14 protein-coding genes and 3 pseudogenes are annotated in these 16,352 nt (G+C 58.4%); 12 read left to right on the forward strand and 5 right to left on the reverse strand.

The features are described 5' to 3' along the window. Nucleotides 1–124: 124 nt before the first annotated feature. Complete coding sequence (locus AC0L3X_RS39670; protein WP_007596419.1) at nucleotides 125–811, forward strand: HAD family hydrolase; 687 nt, start codon at nucleotides 125–127, stop codon at nucleotides 809–811. Nucleotides 812–1,420: 609 nt separating this feature from the next. On the opposite strand, the gene AC0L3X_RS39675 is transcribed toward AC0L3X_RS39670, so the two are convergent. From AC0L3X_RS39675 to AC0L3X_RS39685, 3 genes are all read right to left on the reverse strand, one after another. Beyond that, nucleotides 1,421–1,906 (reverse strand): hypothetical protein, encoded by a 486-nt coding sequence (locus AC0L3X_RS39675; protein ID WP_439035555.1) that lies wholly within the window; start codon nucleotides 1,904–1,906, stop codon nucleotides 1,421–1,423. Nucleotides 1,907–1,922: 16 nt separating this feature from the next. Next, nucleotides 1,923–2,117, reverse strand: coding sequence for a hypothetical protein (locus AC0L3X_RS39680; protein WP_007596423.1), 195 nt, complete (start codon nucleotides 2,115–2,117; stop codon nucleotides 1,923–1,925). Between the two features lie 87 nt (nucleotides 2,118–2,204). Continuing rightward, entirely contained in the window at nucleotides 2,205–2,552 is a 348-nt protein-coding gene (locus AC0L3X_RS39685; RefSeq protein WP_439035779.1) for a DinB/UmuC family translesion DNA polymerase, read from the reverse strand. Nucleotides 2,553–3,286: 734 nt separating this feature from the next. On the opposite strand from AC0L3X_RS39685, the gene AC0L3X_RS39690 reads away from it, so the two are divergent. The 4 genes and pseudogenes from AC0L3X_RS39690 (at nucleotide 3,287) to AC0L3X_RS39705 (ending at nucleotide 7,949) form a co-directional block, all read left to right on the forward strand. Beyond that, the gene (locus AC0L3X_RS39690) at nucleotides 3,287–4,762 is read left to right on the forward strand and encodes a coproporphyrinogen-III oxidase family protein (RefSeq protein ID WP_439035556.1); all 1,476 of its coding nucleotides are present in this window, start codon (nucleotides 3,287–3,289) and stop codon (nucleotides 4,760–4,762) included. 20 nt (nucleotides 4,763–4,782) lie between these two features. After that, a complete protein-coding gene (locus tag AC0L3X_RS39695; protein WP_473317329.1) occupies nucleotides 4,783–5,973 on the forward strand; it encodes a hypothetical protein in 1,191 nt (396 codons plus the stop codon). Between the two features lie 79 nt (nucleotides 5,974–6,052). Beyond that, nucleotides 6,053–6,544 carry a GNAT family N-acetyltransferase gene (locus AC0L3X_RS39700; protein WP_439035558.1) on the forward strand — a complete coding sequence of 164 codons (492 nt, stop codon included), beginning with the start codon at nucleotides 6,053–6,055 and terminating at the stop codon, nucleotides 6,542–6,544. 879 nt (nucleotides 6,545–7,423) lie between these two features. Further along, a pseudogene (locus AC0L3X_RS39705) lies at nucleotides 7,424–7,949 on the forward strand (ATP dependent DNA ligase). Nucleotides 7,950–7,980: 31 nt separating this feature from the next. Here AC0L3X_RS39705 and AC0L3X_RS39710 read toward each other — a convergent pair. Next, nucleotides 7,981–8,805 carry a ribonuclease HII gene (locus tag AC0L3X_RS39710; protein ID WP_439035559.1) on the reverse strand — a complete coding sequence of 275 codons (825 nt, stop codon included), beginning with the start codon at nucleotides 8,803–8,805 and terminating at the stop codon, nucleotides 7,981–7,983. A gap of 472 nt (nucleotides 8,806–9,277) precedes the next feature. Further along, nucleotides 9,278–10,208 (reverse strand): annotated as a pseudogene (gene ku, locus AC0L3X_RS39715) (non-homologous end joining protein Ku). Nucleotides 10,209–10,352: 144 nt separating this feature from the next. Here ku and AC0L3X_RS39720 point away from each other — a divergent pair. The 7 genes and pseudogenes from AC0L3X_RS39720 (at nucleotide 10,353) to AC0L3X_RS39750 (ending at nucleotide 16,299) form a co-directional block, all read left to right on the forward strand. Then, nucleotides 10,353–10,747: pseudogene (locus tag AC0L3X_RS39720) on the forward strand (hypothetical protein). 46 nt (nucleotides 10,748–10,793) lie between these two features. Continuing rightward, nucleotides 10,794–11,243, forward strand: coding sequence for a hypothetical protein (locus AC0L3X_RS39725; RefSeq protein ID WP_439035560.1), 450 nt, complete (start codon nucleotides 10,794–10,796; stop codon nucleotides 11,241–11,243). 79 nt (nucleotides 11,244–11,322) lie between these two features. After that, on the forward strand, nucleotides 11,323–11,772 hold the full coding sequence (locus AC0L3X_RS39730) for a hypothetical protein (RefSeq protein ID WP_439035560.1): 450 nt from the start codon (nucleotides 11,323–11,325) through the stop codon (nucleotides 11,770–11,772). Nucleotides 11,773–11,854: 82 nt separating this feature from the next. Beyond that, nucleotides 11,855–12,883, forward strand: coding sequence for an IS110 family RNA-guided transposase (locus AC0L3X_RS39735; RefSeq protein ID WP_439035561.1), 1,029 nt, complete (start codon nucleotides 11,855–11,857; stop codon nucleotides 12,881–12,883). 246 nt (nucleotides 12,884–13,129) lie between these two features. Next, nucleotides 13,130–13,855 (forward strand): SOS response-associated peptidase, encoded by a 726-nt coding sequence (locus AC0L3X_RS39740; RefSeq protein ID WP_473317333.1) that lies wholly within the window; start codon nucleotides 13,130–13,132, stop codon nucleotides 13,853–13,855. A 223-nt stretch (nucleotides 13,856–14,078) separates the two neighbouring features. Next, nucleotides 14,079–15,566 (forward strand): amidohydrolase family protein, encoded by a 1,488-nt coding sequence (locus tag AC0L3X_RS39745; RefSeq protein ID WP_439035563.1) that lies wholly within the window; start codon nucleotides 14,079–14,081, stop codon nucleotides 15,564–15,566. 100 nt (nucleotides 15,567–15,666) lie between these two features. Further along, nucleotides 15,667–16,299 carry a Kelch repeat-containing protein gene (locus tag AC0L3X_RS39750; protein WP_473317337.1) on the forward strand — a complete coding sequence of 211 codons (633 nt, stop codon included), beginning with the start codon at nucleotides 15,667–15,669 and terminating at the stop codon, nucleotides 16,297–16,299. The last annotated feature ends 53 nt before the right edge of the window (nucleotides 16,300–16,352 follow it).

The following is a 16,352-nucleotide window of genomic DNA, read 5'->3' on the forward strand; positions in this document are numbered from 1 at the left end:
TCTCCATTCTCGCCAGCATTTCAACTCATCTAGTGTGTCGATGCCCATGCCGTAGTAGTTCGGTGCTACTATACGTGGCGAACGACGGTGGCACCCGCACGGAATCTATGCTTAAGGTCAGATCATGAAACCGGTTCTCGTCTTCGATTGGAATGGAACGTTGCTCGATGATGCATACGCACTGCTCGAAACCACCAATGCAATTCTAGATCGCTTTGGTCGTACAACGATCGACATGAAGACGCTTCGGGAACATTGCGACGTTCCGCTGTCTCTTCTTTATCGCAGCCTCGGACTATCGCGAGACGAGCTTGCGACGGTGGATCGCGATGGGAGTGCAATGTTTCACGACGCCTATGAGGCTCTTGCGGGCAGAGCCGATCTACGCGAGGGCGCGCGCAGAGTCTTGGAGTTGGCGCGCCGAGAAGGGGCTTCGTCCATCATCGTGAGCAACCATATAGTCGACCCTCTGCGCTACCAATTGAGAAGACTTGGAATCAATGACTGCATCGACGATGTGCTCGCGTTCGAAAGCCGCGACACGCAATACAAATCGACAAGCAAAGGAGAGCGACTTCGTCTATACATGCAGAAGAACAACTTGAAACCAGCGTCAACTTTCATCATCGGCGATATGCCGATCGAAACGGATATTGCACGGAATCTCGGACTGATAAGTATAGCCATTACCGGGGGATTTGTTTCCGAGGCGCGCCTGCAAGCGGCGCATCCAGACTACACGATTAACAACCTTCATGAGCTGTTGCCAATCTTACGAAGCTACGGTTTTTTTGGAATGCACAAATCATGATCGGCGAAGATCACCGCACAGCGTCTGTAAAACCTTGATCATGTCGTCCATGTTGAACGAGTTTATCTCGGCGATTCGAACTCCGCCTTCGACATCGCACGCGTCGCATGGCTCAACTCAGTCGCGAGTCCAGCATCTGCAATACCGAACCCGTAATCCGGTACCTGCCGCACTCGCGGCATTCCAGGCGCCTGTAGTCGTCACCGGTGGACTGCTCGAGGCTTGACGATGCCAGATCGAACAATAACCCATCTCTCACCCACACATTGCCGCTCTTACGACCTCAGCGATCCCAGATAGTCGAGCGTGTTGGCAAGCGTCACATTGTAGAATCGGAGAGCAACTTCACCCCGTGCGTCGAACGCTGACCCCAGCTATTCCATCGCAAGTCAGTACTGGTCTGGACGAAATCAGCAGTAGGCCGGGGTCATGGTTGGACGCTGACGGGGCCAGTTGGGCATCCGGAACTCCGCAACCGTAACAGCACCAGCGCTCGTGCCGCACGGTACGCCAAAGGCACCGGTTCGGTTTGACGCGCGGGTCGCGCTGCCGGATGGAGATGCGCTTCGCCGCTGCTGGCGGACATAGTCCAATTCGCTCCCACACCCCCTACCCAGGGGACCTGTTCGTGTGCGCCACAGGCGAGTCAACGACCTGACTTTCTGAGCCGCTGGGAGAACTCGGCGGCTGCTCCTCAAGATGCATGCGCTCGCGCGCGTTCGCGGGCTTCGCGGCGACGCTGGAAGCGCTCGCGTCAGCGGTTCGCTCGTTCCGAGGGCTGGGCACCGATGGCACCGGCCCGGCCGTTTCGACTGGGACCTTCTCCGTCGGCTCGTCTTGGCCTCGGCGCGCCTCCATGGTCTCGAGCACAACTCGCCCTCTCACCGTGATTCTCCAACCGCCGTTTTGGCGCTCAACGAGGCCGTCCGAAAAAATGTCCAGCCCGGGAACGCGCGCGGCCAGCCGTTTGGTGCGCTCGGCCCATTCCGGGCCGCTGGTCGCGAGGATTGCCATGTCCCGCTTGAGGCCCGCCATCACGGCAAATCCTTGGGGGTAACTCACCAGGATCTTCAAGACTGTGACCTGGAAGTTCACTCCGCACCTCGCCCGATCAACGCCACATGATCGACGCTCGGGCCAGGGCTTTACGCCCTATATGCCGCAGCAGCTTCGGCGTTGTTTCGTCGGTCTTTGCGGCTTCGACGATCTCGGAGGCCAAACCAGCGCCGCTCCCCTTGCGCGGAAGCGTCTGGCAGACCTCGTCAAGTACCGCTTGCGATAGAGCGGTCGTGGGGTGTTCAAACATGGACGCCTATCCTACCGTAAGTCTTTCGACCTTGGGATTCCCGCAGTTGAGGTAAACTCTGCCGCGTTGCGCACGAGGGCTCGCGCTCTACTGATGTACCGCGGTCTTGATTCTGATCGATGCGGACTCAAATTGGTAGGCCGAGCTGCAGCTCGGCCTACGGTTCGCCCTGGCGTGAAGACAAGAAGGCGGATCGGCTTTGGAGCGGGTATCTCGTTTGAAGGAAGACGAGCGACAAGTTTCGAGCTCGCAGCGGCTCGAAATCGGGACGCGTCCGGTCCTGCTCCGCGTGATGATCTCGAGATCGTTGAACCTGCCCCTCAGTTTAACCGTCCGGCCCCGCGAACCTTTGTCCTCGCAGTGCCTCCAGACCTTCTCGATGAGCGGCTGTGCCTTCCTGACAACGGGGGGGGACGCCGGGGTGTCGACACCCAGTCAAGGCGATGCCGGTGATCTTGACGACGCGGCGCCGCGTGCAGATGTTCGCGATTGAACATGAGAGGCCTCCATCATCATTCAACATTCCGCGTTTGTCGTGTTCAGCCGTGTCCGGCTGAAGACGTTAATGTCGGGGACCAGACACTGAGGCGCGAGTATCCCGCCGTTGCGCCGAAGAATATGGTTTTGCCCTCTTCAAGCGAGGCTCGCAAGCGGCTTTGGTGGCACGTGGATTGCTGGGACACCGCAAAGATTCTGTACGACCATCACGGCCTTGCTGTCGCTGACCCAGGAGTTCAAATGAAGCTTGCTCGATTGATCGAAAATGCCATGGACATTGCGCTGTTGCCTACGTCCGGCTTAAAGCTTTGCCGCGTTGCCCCGCGGGTGGCTATCTCCGAGGTCGAGCACCATTTTCTCGAGGAGTATTCGCACCCTCTCCGCCTGAAGTCTTCCTCGGTGCCGTTTAGCAACGCCCGAGGGGGCATTCGCGTGGGCCACGGCATCTGTCTTCCTCGCCGAACCATAATCGACCCTCGCGTGTAGCCGAGCGGATGGCGGCCCGTGTTCTGATCTACGGTGGTTGCCTCGAGGGGGAGCCGACAACCCCGCGCCTTTTATCGAAACGCATGGCTACGGTATCGAGCCCGAGCTGAAGAGCGGAATGTGAAGCGAGGGACGGAGGTGCCATCGCCCCTTGCTTCACACGAAAGCTAGAGGAGTTCAACAAAATGCGCGCCCCGACCTATTCCGAAGCCTTGGAATTCGCGATCGACCGATCCTACGACATTAACCTCGACATGTTGAGGTCACGGAATTTGCACCTTGACACGCACAACGATTATCTCGTCGGCACATATCCGCCTCTCAAGGCAATGGGCGATCTAGATGCCGAAAACTTGTTGCTTCAGGTTACGCCGTCAATTGATCTCTACTTTCACGTCCCCTTCTGTGATCAGCATTGCACCTTTTGCCACTTCGCCAAAGAAATCCATCCATCTCCCGAGCGAGTGGAGCGCTATCTGGCGGCCTTAGATAAAGAGATGAGTTGGTCGGACGCGGCACTGGCTGACAGAGCTGTTGAGACTGCTTTCTTCGGAGGCGGTACCCCCTCGTTCCTGACCAACAGTCAACTCAAAACGCTATTTGGTATGATTGGCCGGCGCTTTGATCTGTCTAAGTCGGAGGTGAGCTTCGAATTACATCCCTCTCTTGCAAAGCAAGTGGATGCTGCAGATCGCATATCGACACTGCTCAGATCCGGCGTAAACCGCTTTGTATTGGGCGTTCAGAGTCTAGATCCGAGCATTTTACGCATACTAAACCGCGGACACCGCGTGGACGAGGTAGTACAACTCGTAAGATTGCTGAATGAGATGGGCGTTGAGAATCTCTCGCTCGACCTCATGTATGGATTGCCGCAGCAAACGCTCCGTAGCTGGTACGACTCACTCATCGGCTTACTAGATTTGGGGATAGAGAAGTTCAATGTATTCCCCTTGATGTTCAAATCTACAGACCCCGTGGCCCGCCATTTGGCTCAGGGACGATATCAATTCGCCGGGGCTAAGGAGCGCATTATCATGCATTTTATGGCCGAGCACATCCTCACGACACTGGGCTATCGTCACGGGCCGATTTTCTACTGGAGTAAGCAGTCGCAGCCACACTCGGTTCAACAGCGCCGCAAATACGATTCCTGGAACGACAATAATCTGGTTCCGTTTGGGGTTGCCGGATTTGGCTACATGAGCCAGTGCCAGTTCTATAACGAGGCAGATTTAGATCGTTATCTATATAGGGTCGAGGCTGGCGAGAAGCCAGTGTGGAAGGGTGTTGTCCTGTCGCAAGATGATCTCATGCGCAGAACAGTAATGTTTGCCCTGCGAAGCAGTGGAGTGTCGCTCTCCCGCTTCGAGCGGGAGTTTGGGGTGTCGATTGAGAAATGCTTTGGCCGCGAGCTGGAAAAGTTGAATGAGGCAGGCCTCATCTGCATTTCAAATGACGGCCTGCTTTCGTTAACTGCCGCCGGCACCATCAATTCGGGCGCGGTATCGCTGCTATTCTTCTCGAACAATATACTTGAGCAGGTCGCGTATAACGACAGTAGGATAGCAGACAAACGAACTGATCTGCTCGAAAAGCATGATTACTCACCGGCCGCTCGATACGGATCAAGTACCGAAATGCAAGTTGCATTTCGATGAAGCCGCGGGCGGGCTCGTTTATGGTCACTCCTTTTTCCGTTTCCACTCCGCAAAGCTCGCCTTGCGAAGGGCACGACATATTTTTGCATCTGGCCGATAGTATTGATCGGCGGCAGCGAGAACGCCCGCTTGGGCTGGTCAGCAATTTTGTCACCGATGAACTGCCGCACTGCATTGCGGAAATCAAATGCAGTGAACGACCAGATGAAGCGGTTAAGGCGCTTGGACGCAGCGTCCACGCGATGATCGCCGCGAGTGACTATGATGCGTTGCTGCGAAGTCTTCCGCAGTCCGACTTCGAGATCGCTAAGACAGATATCCAATATCTCGTAAATTGTGCTTATCAGATGTCTGCGTTTGCCGGCCTTCACCCCCCGGACGCGGAGCTGACGGTGGGAGAGGCACTGAGCCGCCTTGCGCGATCAAGTTGTGACCGGCAACCCGGCATCGAGGTCCTCTCCTATGAAGATATGATCCTTACGAATCCGTTGCAGAACGATCCACGCGTATACTGCCTCGGCGCGGCCGGGGTCGAGGAACGAGATTTTTGCTTAGGCCATCAGATCATCGAGAGCGAATTGCAGTCAGCAATGGACGCTCTCCTTGACTTGCGTGATGCGGCCGAGGTGGATGCGGGGCAATGTCTTGCGCTTTGCTTGGCGCGCCTTGAGTCAGCAAACTATATTCTGACGCGCTTTTATGAACATATGTCACCGGACCTATTTGGCCAATTTCGTGTGTTTTACGGAAAAAATCCTTACAAGAATACGCTTGGTCCAAGCGGCCGCTTCTCGGCCCGGATCGTGGCAGTGTCGGTGCTACTACTAGGTGAAGAACTCTTCCACCAGAAACCGCAATTCTATAGTGATCTATATCGGCTTTCCGAATATTATCCGCAGAGGTGCATTCACGAGGTATTCCGCTGGCTCTCGTCAGACAACGGGAGTGCACCGATCAAGCCGAGTTGGCTAGAAGGGAAAGGGGAGTTTCCCAGGCTTGCGACGATTTCGCCAGTAGTGGAGCATCACGGCGACGAAATCGGAAGGCTGCGCGCGTCCTGCATTTGTGCGCTGGATCGGTTTACCCTGATGCACCGAAGTACGGCGTTAAAATATACCGTCGAGCCGGGTCGTCCAATCGTCGGCGTTGAGGTATCGGAGAATGTTGAGGCTGTCCTTTCTCAGCGACTGTTGACAGAGGCGGGTCGGTAAGCTGACGGTGGTCCTGCTTGGCTAAACAGAAACGATGCCATAGGCGCGGTGTTCGACGCCCGTCGAGAGGTGATAATCGATGTCTCAAGACGAACTGATCGTTCGTCGGTTCGAGTCCGGGGATAGCGATGGTGTATGGCATCTGCACAGAAGCGCATCGCAGCATGTTGGTGTGTGTGGCCCGGAAGGGACCTGGGAGGATGATTTACGCAGTATCGGCGCAGTATACATCGGGTCGGGCGGAGACTTCGTAGTTGCCTATATTGGTCCCCAACTCGCTGCCATGGGTGCGCTGAAACGTGTCGATGACGATGTCGCAGAAGTTAAACGTATGCGAGTCGATCCCGACTTTCAGCGACGAGGGCTTGGAAGGAGGATTCTTCGTGAATTGGAGTCGCGAGCTGTTGCTCTCGGTGTCAAGTGGATAATGCTCGACACAACAACGATCCAAGCAGGGGCTCAGAGACTTTACGAGACCGCTGGCTATGTTCGCCGCAAGGAAGGGACGTTGCACGGATATGCAGTGATCTTTTACGAGAAGCGGCTCATTGGCCAGGACGACCCCACATGAGCAAATGATGCGGATATTCGAATGAAGCTCTACGGACCGCTCAGATAAAACCGTCACATCCCGCGAAGCCCCCCTTTCAACAGTCCCGCGAGATCTGGGGCCGGAATGAATCGTGTCACTGTAGCTGACGAGGACTAAAGATTTCGCAACCGACAGCCCTCGAACGCACGCCCAAACTCACACCTGCCTGAATCAGCGTTGAGCTCAAAAGAGAGCTGGAGCGGTGCGCCCGCGACTTATCGGCATCCGAGATCAGCTGGAACAGCTCAACGCGTCGACCTTGCCGCGGCACCGAAGCGCGTATCACTTATCAGCCCCCAGTCTTCCAGCAGACAAGACCTGCTCAAGGCCAATCTGTCGGCACGGCGCTCGGTCGGACAATGAGTAATCGGCTGCCAGCGGCTCCAAGTTACGAGCGTCTGTGTAGCGCGTCGATCTGGATGGGAAGGCGCGGCAATCTGGATGGCGACAGTGTCGCGGCGGAGAGATGATTGCCGCGCAGATTGTCGCGCAAGAGTTTTGTTGAAGTCTGATTGTCGCGGAGCTTCAATCAGCGACGGTTTTCGGTGCCGCGTGTGAGGCGCGCCCTGGACCACGCTTCCGTTCGAGCGCGGTGCGCCTGCGACATGAGGTGCCCCCAAGAGGGAAAACCCCATCCTAACCGGTCTTGCCGACTTGTGGATTCAGGAATGTTAAACTTCGCCCCAAGTACAGCATCGAATTGGCGAGCAGAATTGTCTCAAAGGCCGCTCAGAGCGCAGGCAACGCACCCGGTGACGTTGCACGCCCTGGCTTTTTGAACCATCTTCTTCAAGTGTCGCACGGAACTCACGATACATTCCACTCGTTCCTGCCCATCTCTCTTCCCGTCGTCCAGCCATGGCTCGAAAATCAAATCTGCCTCGCCGCCTGCAGCCCATGCTGGCCACTCTGACAGATTCGGCCTTCGACGATCCCAATTGGGTCTTCGAGGACAAATTCGATGGTTTTCGCATGGTCGCGGAAATCCGGGGTGGTCGGGTCGCACTCTACAGTCGCAACGGGAAGATCATCAGCCACTCCTATGTCGAGGTCGCGAAAGCACTTGAAGGCGTGAAGGCGGACGCTGTCATCGATGGCGAGCTGGTTGCGATCGGAAAGGACGGCGTATCCCATTTCCAGTTGCTTCAGAACGCCCTGCGCCATGAGGCTAAAGCTCGTGAAGCTCAAGACCGCCAAGTCGCCGTTCCCTGCCAAGGTGAAGGATGAGCAGGTCACGACCTGGGTACGCCCTGCATTGGTCGCAGAAGTGAAGTTCGCGGAGTGGACCAGCAAGGGCGAGCTGCGCCAGCCGGTCTATCTCGGGCTGCGGTCTGACAAAAACGCGAAGGACGTTGTTCGCGAAAGGAGCCGGTCGCGAAAATAATGCGCTTGTGACGAAGCATACGACTTAGAATTCAGCCGGCTTCGCGCTCGGATGTCGAAGGCCACGGCGGCAGGGGCGGCAACCCGAGAGCCTTGCGTACCGGTCCGAACGATCGCCGGTGAGCTGCGCATGCGCCAAGGCTGGCGAGCGCCTCATAATGAGCCGGCACCGGGTAGCCCTTGTGATCTGCGAATCCGTAGCCGGGGTGACGCACGTCGAGCGCCCGCATGACCCTGTCGCGCTCGACTTTCGCGAGGATGGAGGCGGCCGCGATGCTGGCGGACTTGGCATCGCCCTTAATAGTTGCCTGCTGAGGGATGTCGATTTCCTTCAACCGCTTCGCATCGATCAGCAAGTGCTGCGGCGTCAACCCTAGCCCCCGGACCGCCCGCTGCATCGCCTGGATGCCTGCCCAATAGATGTTGATTGCGTCGATCTCCTCGACCTCGACGAATGCTACGCACCAACTCTCTGCCTTTTCCTTGATTTCCTTCGCGAGTTCTTCGAGAGCCGCGGCGTCGAGTTTTTTCGAGTCGTCGATCCCGACTATCCGCGTGCCTGGTTTAAGGATCACGGCTCCAGCGGACACGGGCCCGGCGAGAGGGCTCATTCCCGCCTCGTCCACACCTGCCACGGCAAAATGGCCGCTCTCCCAGAGCGAGGTCTCGAAGCGGAGCATCTTGCGGAGGCGCTGCCCTTCGGACCGATTTTCGAAGCGACGTTTATCGATTGCAGCCAGGATGGCACGCGCTCCCGCGCGGCTGTCGGCACGCAAGATCTGCTCCACGCTGGCCTCGAGCGGTCTTTTCTCGACGATGTAGCGTTGACGCAATACGTCTAGTGAATACTGGGACATAACGCCCTTCGTGAAGACTGTCTGTAGGGAAGCGTGTCGGTGAATTTTGTGGCGATTGTCTGAAGTACCTATACCGCCTCATCGGCTGCGCAACGCCCTCTCGAAGGAACTGGCCCGCTTTCACTTCCGCGTCGCCACTGACACCGCGTCCATCTGCCTCAGAGGGAACCAAGGGGTGTGTTCATCCCGAGCAAGGCCAATACGTCATGCCGGCGACGGAGAAATGGCGATGGCATGCTAGCCGCGCTAGCCGAGCGCCCGCTTAACCTCGTCCACGGCCCTATGCCCCGTTGCTTCGGCTTCGCCGTCTGTCGCCCTTCCTGGCATCGCGCACCGCCCGCCGGGCCACCATTAGCCTGTCGACGAAATGATCTCGCGTGACATCTCGAGAGTGTGATTTGCCCTCCGCCAGAGCCTGCCGCGAACAACAAAACAGTGGCCGTCCGGCGTCACCGAATGCCTCACGAGATACCTAAGCCGACTTCCGCTGCGGCTTGGCCGCCGGCTTCTTCGCCGCGGCCTCTTTCGCCGGCTTTTTGCCTGCGATCGGCATCAGCATTTCCTTCTGCCCGGCGGCCGCCTTGCGCGGCTTTTTTCCTGATTTCTTGGATGCCTCTGCCGCGGCCCCCTCTCGTCCGATGCTCTTGCGCAGTGCTTCCATCAGATCGACCACGTTCTCGCCGCGGGGTCGCGCTTCGCGGTGATGGGTTTGCCGGCGCGCTTCTGGTTGATGAGCTCGATGAGAGCGGTTTCGTACTGGTCTTCGAACTTGTCCGCCTCGAAATGTCCCGCCTTCTGGTTGACGATTTGCCTGGCGAGATCGAGCATGTCCTTGGTGACTTTGACGTCCTGGATGTCGTCGAAATACTCATCCGCGGAACGGACTTCGTTGGGATAACGCAGCAGCGTTCCATCAGCCCTTTGTCGAGCGGCTCGAGCGCGATGATGTGTTCGCGATTGGTCAGCACCACCCGACCGATCGCGACCTTGTTCATCTCGCGGATCGTTTCGCGAATGACCGCGAAGGCATCGTGCCCAACTTTGCCGTCAGGGCGCAGATAATAAGGACGGATGAGATATCGCGGATCGATCTCGCTGCGGTCGACGAACTCGTCGATCTCGATGGTTCGCGTCGATTCCAGCGCGACGTTGTTCTCGAGCTCCTCCTTCGTCACTTCGATGAAGGTGTCGATGTCGACCTTGTAGCCGTTGACGATATCCTCGTTGTCGACCTCCTCGCCGGTATCGGCGTCGACCTTGGCGTATTTGATCCGGTGGCCGGTCTTTCGGTTGAGCTGGTTGAAGGAGACTTTTTCGGATTCCGATGTGGCCGGATAGAGCGCGACCGGACAGGTGACGAGGGAAAGACGCAGGAAGCCTTTCCAGTTAGCGCGGGGGGCCATTGGGGGAACTCCGATACTGATGCCGGAATCAAGACGATCCACCCAGCTTGGTTCCGCCACCGCGCCCCTTCCCCCCACGACGATTTTTCTCGACGCGGGCCGGAGCGGACTCGACTTTTGTTCTCTTTATGTTCTAATTCGAAAATGACCGATCGACCCGCGAGCTGGCGCATGCCGACGCCAAAGCAGATGGAAAAGCTGGCCGCTCAAGCCGCCCGCAGGCCAGCTCTCCCCGCTACGGCTCCAGATGCGCCACTCCCCGCCATTACTGGGAATCGATCCTCAAAGACCCGCGCGCCGTGGCTGCCGGGGCCCAGATGCGGCAGCGACGTCTTTCGGAAATTCAACGCCACATCCTGCGCATCTCCTGCCGCCGCTGCGAGCGAACCGTGGAAATCCAGACCGCCGATGCCGTCCGATTGTATGGCGGCAACGCGGTCTGGAAGGACGTCGCGCAGCGACTGATCGACAACACCTGCCAGCAGCGCACCGGAAGACACGAAGAAGACGGGTGCTGGCCGGCGTTCGAGACGCCTTAGCCCGCTTCCATATCGCCGATCCGATCTCTTGCGCCTGGATGTCCGGATGGCCTCGAAGTATCACCCTACGCCGCTGTCGGGCGGCGACCGCAAGGCTCTGGCGAAAGAGCTCGGCAAGGCGCGGGCAATGGCCAACATCCTGGCTACCCGGTCGGCGGAGACGCGGGCGAAAGGAGAAGCGCTTATCCAGCAGGCCGACAAGCTGCTTTGCGAAAGCTGGAACGAGCGGATGTGGTCAGACGGCGAACCAATAGATCCGTCGCCTACCATCGACCAAGCGGTGAATGGAGGCTTCCCTTGGCTGGAGATCCAGTGCGCACGCTGCAAGACGCCGAGCGACGTTGACCTCGCGGCGATGAAGCATCCGCCGACCACATTCGTGCACGATCTCGCCAGCCGGCTGCGCTGCCGCAAATGCGCAAAGGCGGGCCGGCGTCCCTCCGCGACTCTGCTACAATTAGCCTGGGACCCGCGCCACCCTCGGACCGAAGCCTGACCGATGTGCTGGCCGGCGTTCGAGACGCCTTAGCCCGCTTCCATATCGCCGATCCGATCTCTTGCGCCTGGATGTCCGGATGGCCTCGAAGTATCACCCTACGCCGCTGTCGGGCGGCGACCGCAAGGCTCTGGCGAAAGAGCTCGGCAAGGCGCGGGCAATGGCCAACATCCTGGCTACCCGGTCGGCGGAGACGCGGGCGAAAGGAGAAGCGCTTATCCAGCAGGCCGACAAGCTGCTTTGCGAAAGCTGGAACGAGCGGATGTGGTCAGACGGCGAACCAATAGATCCGTCGCCTACCATCGACCAAGCGGTGAATGGAGGCTTCCCTTGGCTGGAGATCCAGTGCGCACGCTGCAAGACGCCGAGCGACGTTGACCTCGCGGCGATGAAGCATCCGCCGACCACATTCGTGCACGATCTCGCCAGCCGGCTGCGCTGCCGCAAATGCGCAAAGGCGGGCCGGCGTCCCTCCGCGACTCTGCTACAATTAGCCTGGGACCCGCGCCACCCTCGGACCGAAGCCTGACCGATGTGCTGGTGTGGACGGCCTCTCATCCCCACGGTTTGATGGCGCTCTCGGCGTCACAGAAAGATGAGAGGAAAGTCTAATGAATATTCCCGTTCGTATCGGCATGGATACCTCGAAGTCGGTGTTCCAGCTTCACGGTGTTGATGAAAATGAGGTAGTGGTTGTCCGGCGCCAATTTCGGCGAGCTGAGATGATCCGCTACTTCGAGCGGCTTCCGCCGGTTCTCGTCGCCATAGAGTCTTGCGGCAGCTCGCACCATTGGGGGCGCCTGCTCCAATCTTTCGGACACGAGGTAAAGCTGATCCCTCCTCAATACGTGAAGGCTTACGTGAAGCGCGGCAAGAACGACGCGGCCGACGCCGAGGCACTGTGCGAGGCGGTTACCCGGCCCAGCATGCGGTTCGTACCGGTGAAGTCGAAGGAACGGCAAGCGGCTTGCATGTTGATGACTGTGCGGGAACGCCTGGTCAGCGTGAAGTCGCAGCTCTCCAATGCTTTCAGGAGCTATGCGGCTGAGTTTGGTATCGTCGGGCCCGCCGGCCAGCAGAACGTCGCGGCACTCATCAAACGTGTGCTCGAAGACGAAAGCCTGCCGGAAATGGCGCGGGATCTCTTCCGCCTTCAGGCTGACGAGTATGCCGCGGTCCAAGCTCGCCTGGCGAAGATCGAGGCCAAGCTGATGAAGTGGCATCGCGAGGATGACATCAGCAGGCGTATTGCGACAATTCCAGGCGTCGGTCCGATTGGGGCGTCGATGCTCAGCATGAAAGCGCCGCCGCCCGAGACGTTCAGATCGGGTCGCGACTTTGCGGCGTGGCTCGGGCTGACACCCAAGGATCATTCAACTGGCGGCCGGCAAAGGCTCGGCGGCATTACAAAGGCCGGAGATTCTATACTGCGATCGACGTTGATCGTCGGTGCAACCGCACTGCTGAGGCATATCCGAAAGGGCCGTCATAAGCCCACACAATGGCTCGCTTCGCTGCTGGGGCGAAAGCCGCCAAAGTTGGTCGCGGTGGCCTTGGCAAACAAGTTTGCCCGCATCGCTTGGCGCTTGATGATATCGGGTGGCGTGTACAAGCAGCCGGTAGCCGCCATGCCGACTTGATCTGAAATCGGCCCGCGAGCAGGTTGCTCGGCGGATTGCCCACGAACTTGCAGGACGCAGTAGATGGAAGGACCGATCGGTCGATACGCGCGAGCTTCCGAAGATTACACTGGCACTAAGAATGTCGCCCATGTGCTTGGAGCGTGCGTAGCGAACACCATCTCGGCCAGCGGGCTTTGTCCGCGCAAACAGGCCGGACATCTGATAGCAAGCGATCTGGCCAAAAGTCTGCTACAATCCTGACAAGTGGGGGCCGTCCACATCATCACGACCAACCAAGCCGCAATCAGCGCGTTGTTCCGCGTCGTGAACCGATACGTCGGCAATCTGGCGCCGATGCCAGGGGTTTTTCCCGATTACAAGGCACCGATCGTGCGCAACGGAGCCGAGGGCCGCGAACTCGCCACGGCGCGCTGGGGAATGCCGTCGTCGTCAAAAGCGCTGATGGACGCCACCAAGAAACGAGCCGAGAAGCTGCAGGCCAAGGGCAAGACCGTCGATTTCAAGGAGCTGCTCAGAATGGAGCCGGATGGCGGCACGACCAACATCCGCAATGTGAAGAGCAAACACTGGGCGCGCTGGCTCGGCGTCGAAAATCGCTGCTTAATGCCGTTCAACTCGTTCAGTGAATTCAACAAGGCCGAGGGCGGCGATATTTGGTTTGCACTCGATGAGACTCGCCCCCTCGCCTGCTTCGCCGGTATCTGGACCAACTGGACGTCTGTCCCGAAGGTCAAGGAAGGTGAGACGACCAACGACCTCTTCGCGTTCCTCACGACGGAGGCGAACGCCGAGGTCGGCGCCATCCATCCGAAGGCGATGCCCGTCATCCTGACGACGCCGGACGAGGTCGAGACCTGGATGACCGCGGGTAGTGATGATGCCCTGAAGCTGCAGCGACCGCTTCCGGATGGATCGCTTCGGATCGTCGCTCGAGGTGTCAAAGAAGATCCGGCGGGATCCGTGACGTGACGGCGGCCGACATGGTACAGGGTGGCCGCGCGGCTCGGTTCATGAGCGCGCCCGCCCCGCAAGTCGCGCTTGCGAATGGTGCCAACCGGTCGGTGCAGTGTGCAGGGGCGTCACCTCTCGGCGCAAGCCACCGTTGCCCTTGTATCTTCTCGCAACCCCGAGTTAAGTTGGGAAACCTTTCAGAGCCGTATTTTCGATCACATCAATTCAGGGCATGTCGCGCATGAGAACTCTTTTTAGAATCGCTGGGTGCAGCACTACCCTGGCCGCATTGGTCTTTTCAACACTCACGACAGCCAACGCCGCCGACGATTGGACGATCAGCGGAATGGTGCTTAGCCCCAACGGCATCATCTCCGATGGCGCAATTGCCATCTCAAAGCAAATGATCGCCGCTGTGGGTCCGCGTGCGTCGATCCCGTCTTCTTCCTCGGCCGTCAAAGTCCCCGGCATAATCCTCCCAGGCTTCATCGATCTGCACGACCATCTGACATGGAACGTCTTGCCACGGTGGATCCCAGCGAGGAAGTTCAACAACAGATATGAATGGCAGGATACCGCAGAATACGACCGGGCCTTGGTGGCCCCACACAACATAGTGCTTGCTGACGCAGCCTGCGAAACCGAGATCTATGCAGAAATCAAGGCCCTTGCGGGCGGCGCGACGTCCGTCCTTGGTGGATTGCTTGCGGACGTCAAACATCCAGACAACGCGAAATGCGTGGCCGGCCTACCCCGTAACCTGGATACGGCTTCGGGCATACCGTTCAACAATCCGAACCCTGACCCGAAAGACTCCGTTTGCCCGACCGATGCGACGATCGACCGTACGGTGCTTGATGTCATGGAGAATGACGTCTTCCCGCTGGAATTGACGCATGGCCGGATGGACTTCCTTCTGTGCGAACTCAAAGCCGGGACACTGCGCGGGATGGTCGTCCACCTTTCAGAAGGCGCACCGACTGATTCCGCGGCTCATCGCGAATACACCATGCTGAGCAAGGAAATCCTGCGGCAGAAGGACTTGAAGACCGGCATCGAGTCCGCCATCGAGCGAGAAGGCCTGATCCTCATACATGGCACGGCGCTGCGCGATCTAGATTTCAAGGGCATGAAGGAAAGCAAGGTTGGCTTAGTGTGGTCTCCACGCAGCAACGATGAACTATACGGCTCGACGGTTAACCTCGCAGCCGCTCATCTAGCGGACATCGACATGGCAATTGCTCCGGATTGGAGCCCGTCTGGCAGCGCTGGGATGCTCCAAGAGATGGGCTACGCCGCGCGGCACTACGGCGTGAAGTCCGACGACCTTATCAAGATGGCCACATCAACGCCGGCGAAGATGGCGCGCATCTCAGACTATGTCGGTAGCCTTGCTCCGAGCAAGTTCGCGGATTTCGTCGTCGTCAACGTCACAGTCGATCCGACAAAGGCAACTGCCCTCGACCCTGTTGTTAAGGCCACTCCTGCCGACATTGCATTGGTCGTGGTTGGCGGCCAGCCAATCTACGGCGATCCTGCACTGCTGACCCAGCTGCTACCGACTGGAACGGCGGTTGATCAAGTGACCGTCTGCGGTGCAACGAAGGCTATCTATCTCGGCCAAAGCGAAGCAGGCGTACGCGGCTGGAGCGTGGCAGAAATCAAGAAGGCGCTAAATGCAGCTCTTGCGAAAGGAAGCTCGAGCCTGCCTGACATTGAGTGCGACTGATCACGTCATGGGGTCTTCACTCGAAGTCATTGCAGCATCGGTTGGTTCTTACAACGGTGCTTACAAGCAAGCGCTCAACTGATCTGTCGGAGGCAATCTCATGCGAAATGCCGTGCATATATATTGCGCCATTGTTGTGATGTCGCTGCTTGCGACGCTGGCCGCCGCTCGTGGCGACCAACTCACGTTTTCCACCTGGAAGGCGACGACACCGTTCGAGGGTCCTAGGACCTCGCATGCCGCGGCTCTTTTCAACAACAGGATCTATATCCTAGGAGGCCTGTATGCTTCGGGGAGCAACTTCACCCTGTACAACGATGTTCAAACTGCACTTTTAGGGAACGACGGTGCGATCTCTCAAGGAGCATGGGCGAAGACAACCCCCTTCGTCGAGCCGCGCTCGGGAATGGGCGTAGCTGTCCACAAGGGGTTCATCTACGTCGTAGGCGGCTTTTCGAATAAGGGGACGCGTGCCGACGCTCAGTACGCCCGCGTGATGCCCGACGGTATGCTTGGGTCGTGGACTACCAGTCCCAACCAGCTCGCTATACCTCGTTCTAATCTCGCGTTGCAGATATTCGCCACGACGTCGGGCACGAGCTATCTCGCGGCGATCGCCGGCGTCGGCGAGGTTGGCAAGGATACCGTTCATTTCGATACGATCGAGACCGCAGAGATCAATTCCGATGGCTCGCTCGGCCAGTGGAAACTGTCATTCGGCCTGCAATATTGACCCCCTAAGCCGGGGGATCGGCGTCCAAAATTGACCCCCTATAGGTTGGTCTG

This window comes from Bradyrhizobium sp. MI1.7 (genome assembly GCF_055811795.1).

Bases quoted from the DNA above. Each gene is read 5' to 3' on its own strand.
- AC0L3X_RS39725 (WP_439035560.1), top strand. From the start codon at position 10,794: ATGGCCTCGAAGTATCACCCTACGCCGCTGTCGGGCGGCGACCGCAAG.
- AC0L3X_RS39730 (WP_439035560.1), top strand. From the start codon at position 11,323: ATGGCCTCGAAGTATCACCCTACGCCGCTGTCGGGCGGCGACCGCAAG.
- AC0L3X_RS39735 (WP_439035561.1), top strand. From the start codon at position 11,855: ATGAATATTCCCGTTCGTATCGGCATGGATACCTCGAAGTCGGTGTTC.
- AC0L3X_RS39745 (WP_439035563.1), top strand. From the start codon at position 14,079: ATGAGAACTCTTTTTAGAATCGCTGGGTGCAGCACTACCCTGGCCGCA.
- AC0L3X_RS39750 (WP_473317337.1), top strand. From the start codon at position 15,667: ATGCGAAATGCCGTGCATATATATTGCGCCATTGTTGTGATGTCGCTG.
- AC0L3X_RS39700 (WP_439035558.1), top strand. From the start codon at position 6,053: ATGTCTCAAGACGAACTGATCGTTCGTCGGTTCGAGTCCGGGGATAGC.
- AC0L3X_RS39680 (WP_007596423.1), bottom strand. From the start codon at position 2,117: ATGTTTGAACACCCCACGACCGCTCTATCGCAAGCGGTACTTGACGAG.
- AC0L3X_RS39695 (WP_473317329.1), top strand. From the start codon at position 4,783: ATGGTCACTCCTTTTTCCGTTTCCACTCCGCAAAGCTCGCCTTGCGAA.
- AC0L3X_RS39670 (WP_007596419.1), top strand. From the start codon at position 125: ATGAAACCGGTTCTCGTCTTCGATTGGAATGGAACGTTGCTCGATGAT.
- AC0L3X_RS39710 (WP_439035559.1), bottom strand. From the start codon at position 8,805: ATGTCCCAGTATTCACTAGACGTATTGCGTCAACGCTACATCGTCGAG.
- AC0L3X_RS39690 (WP_439035556.1), top strand. From the start codon at position 3,287: ATGCGCGCCCCGACCTATTCCGAAGCCTTGGAATTCGCGATCGACCGA.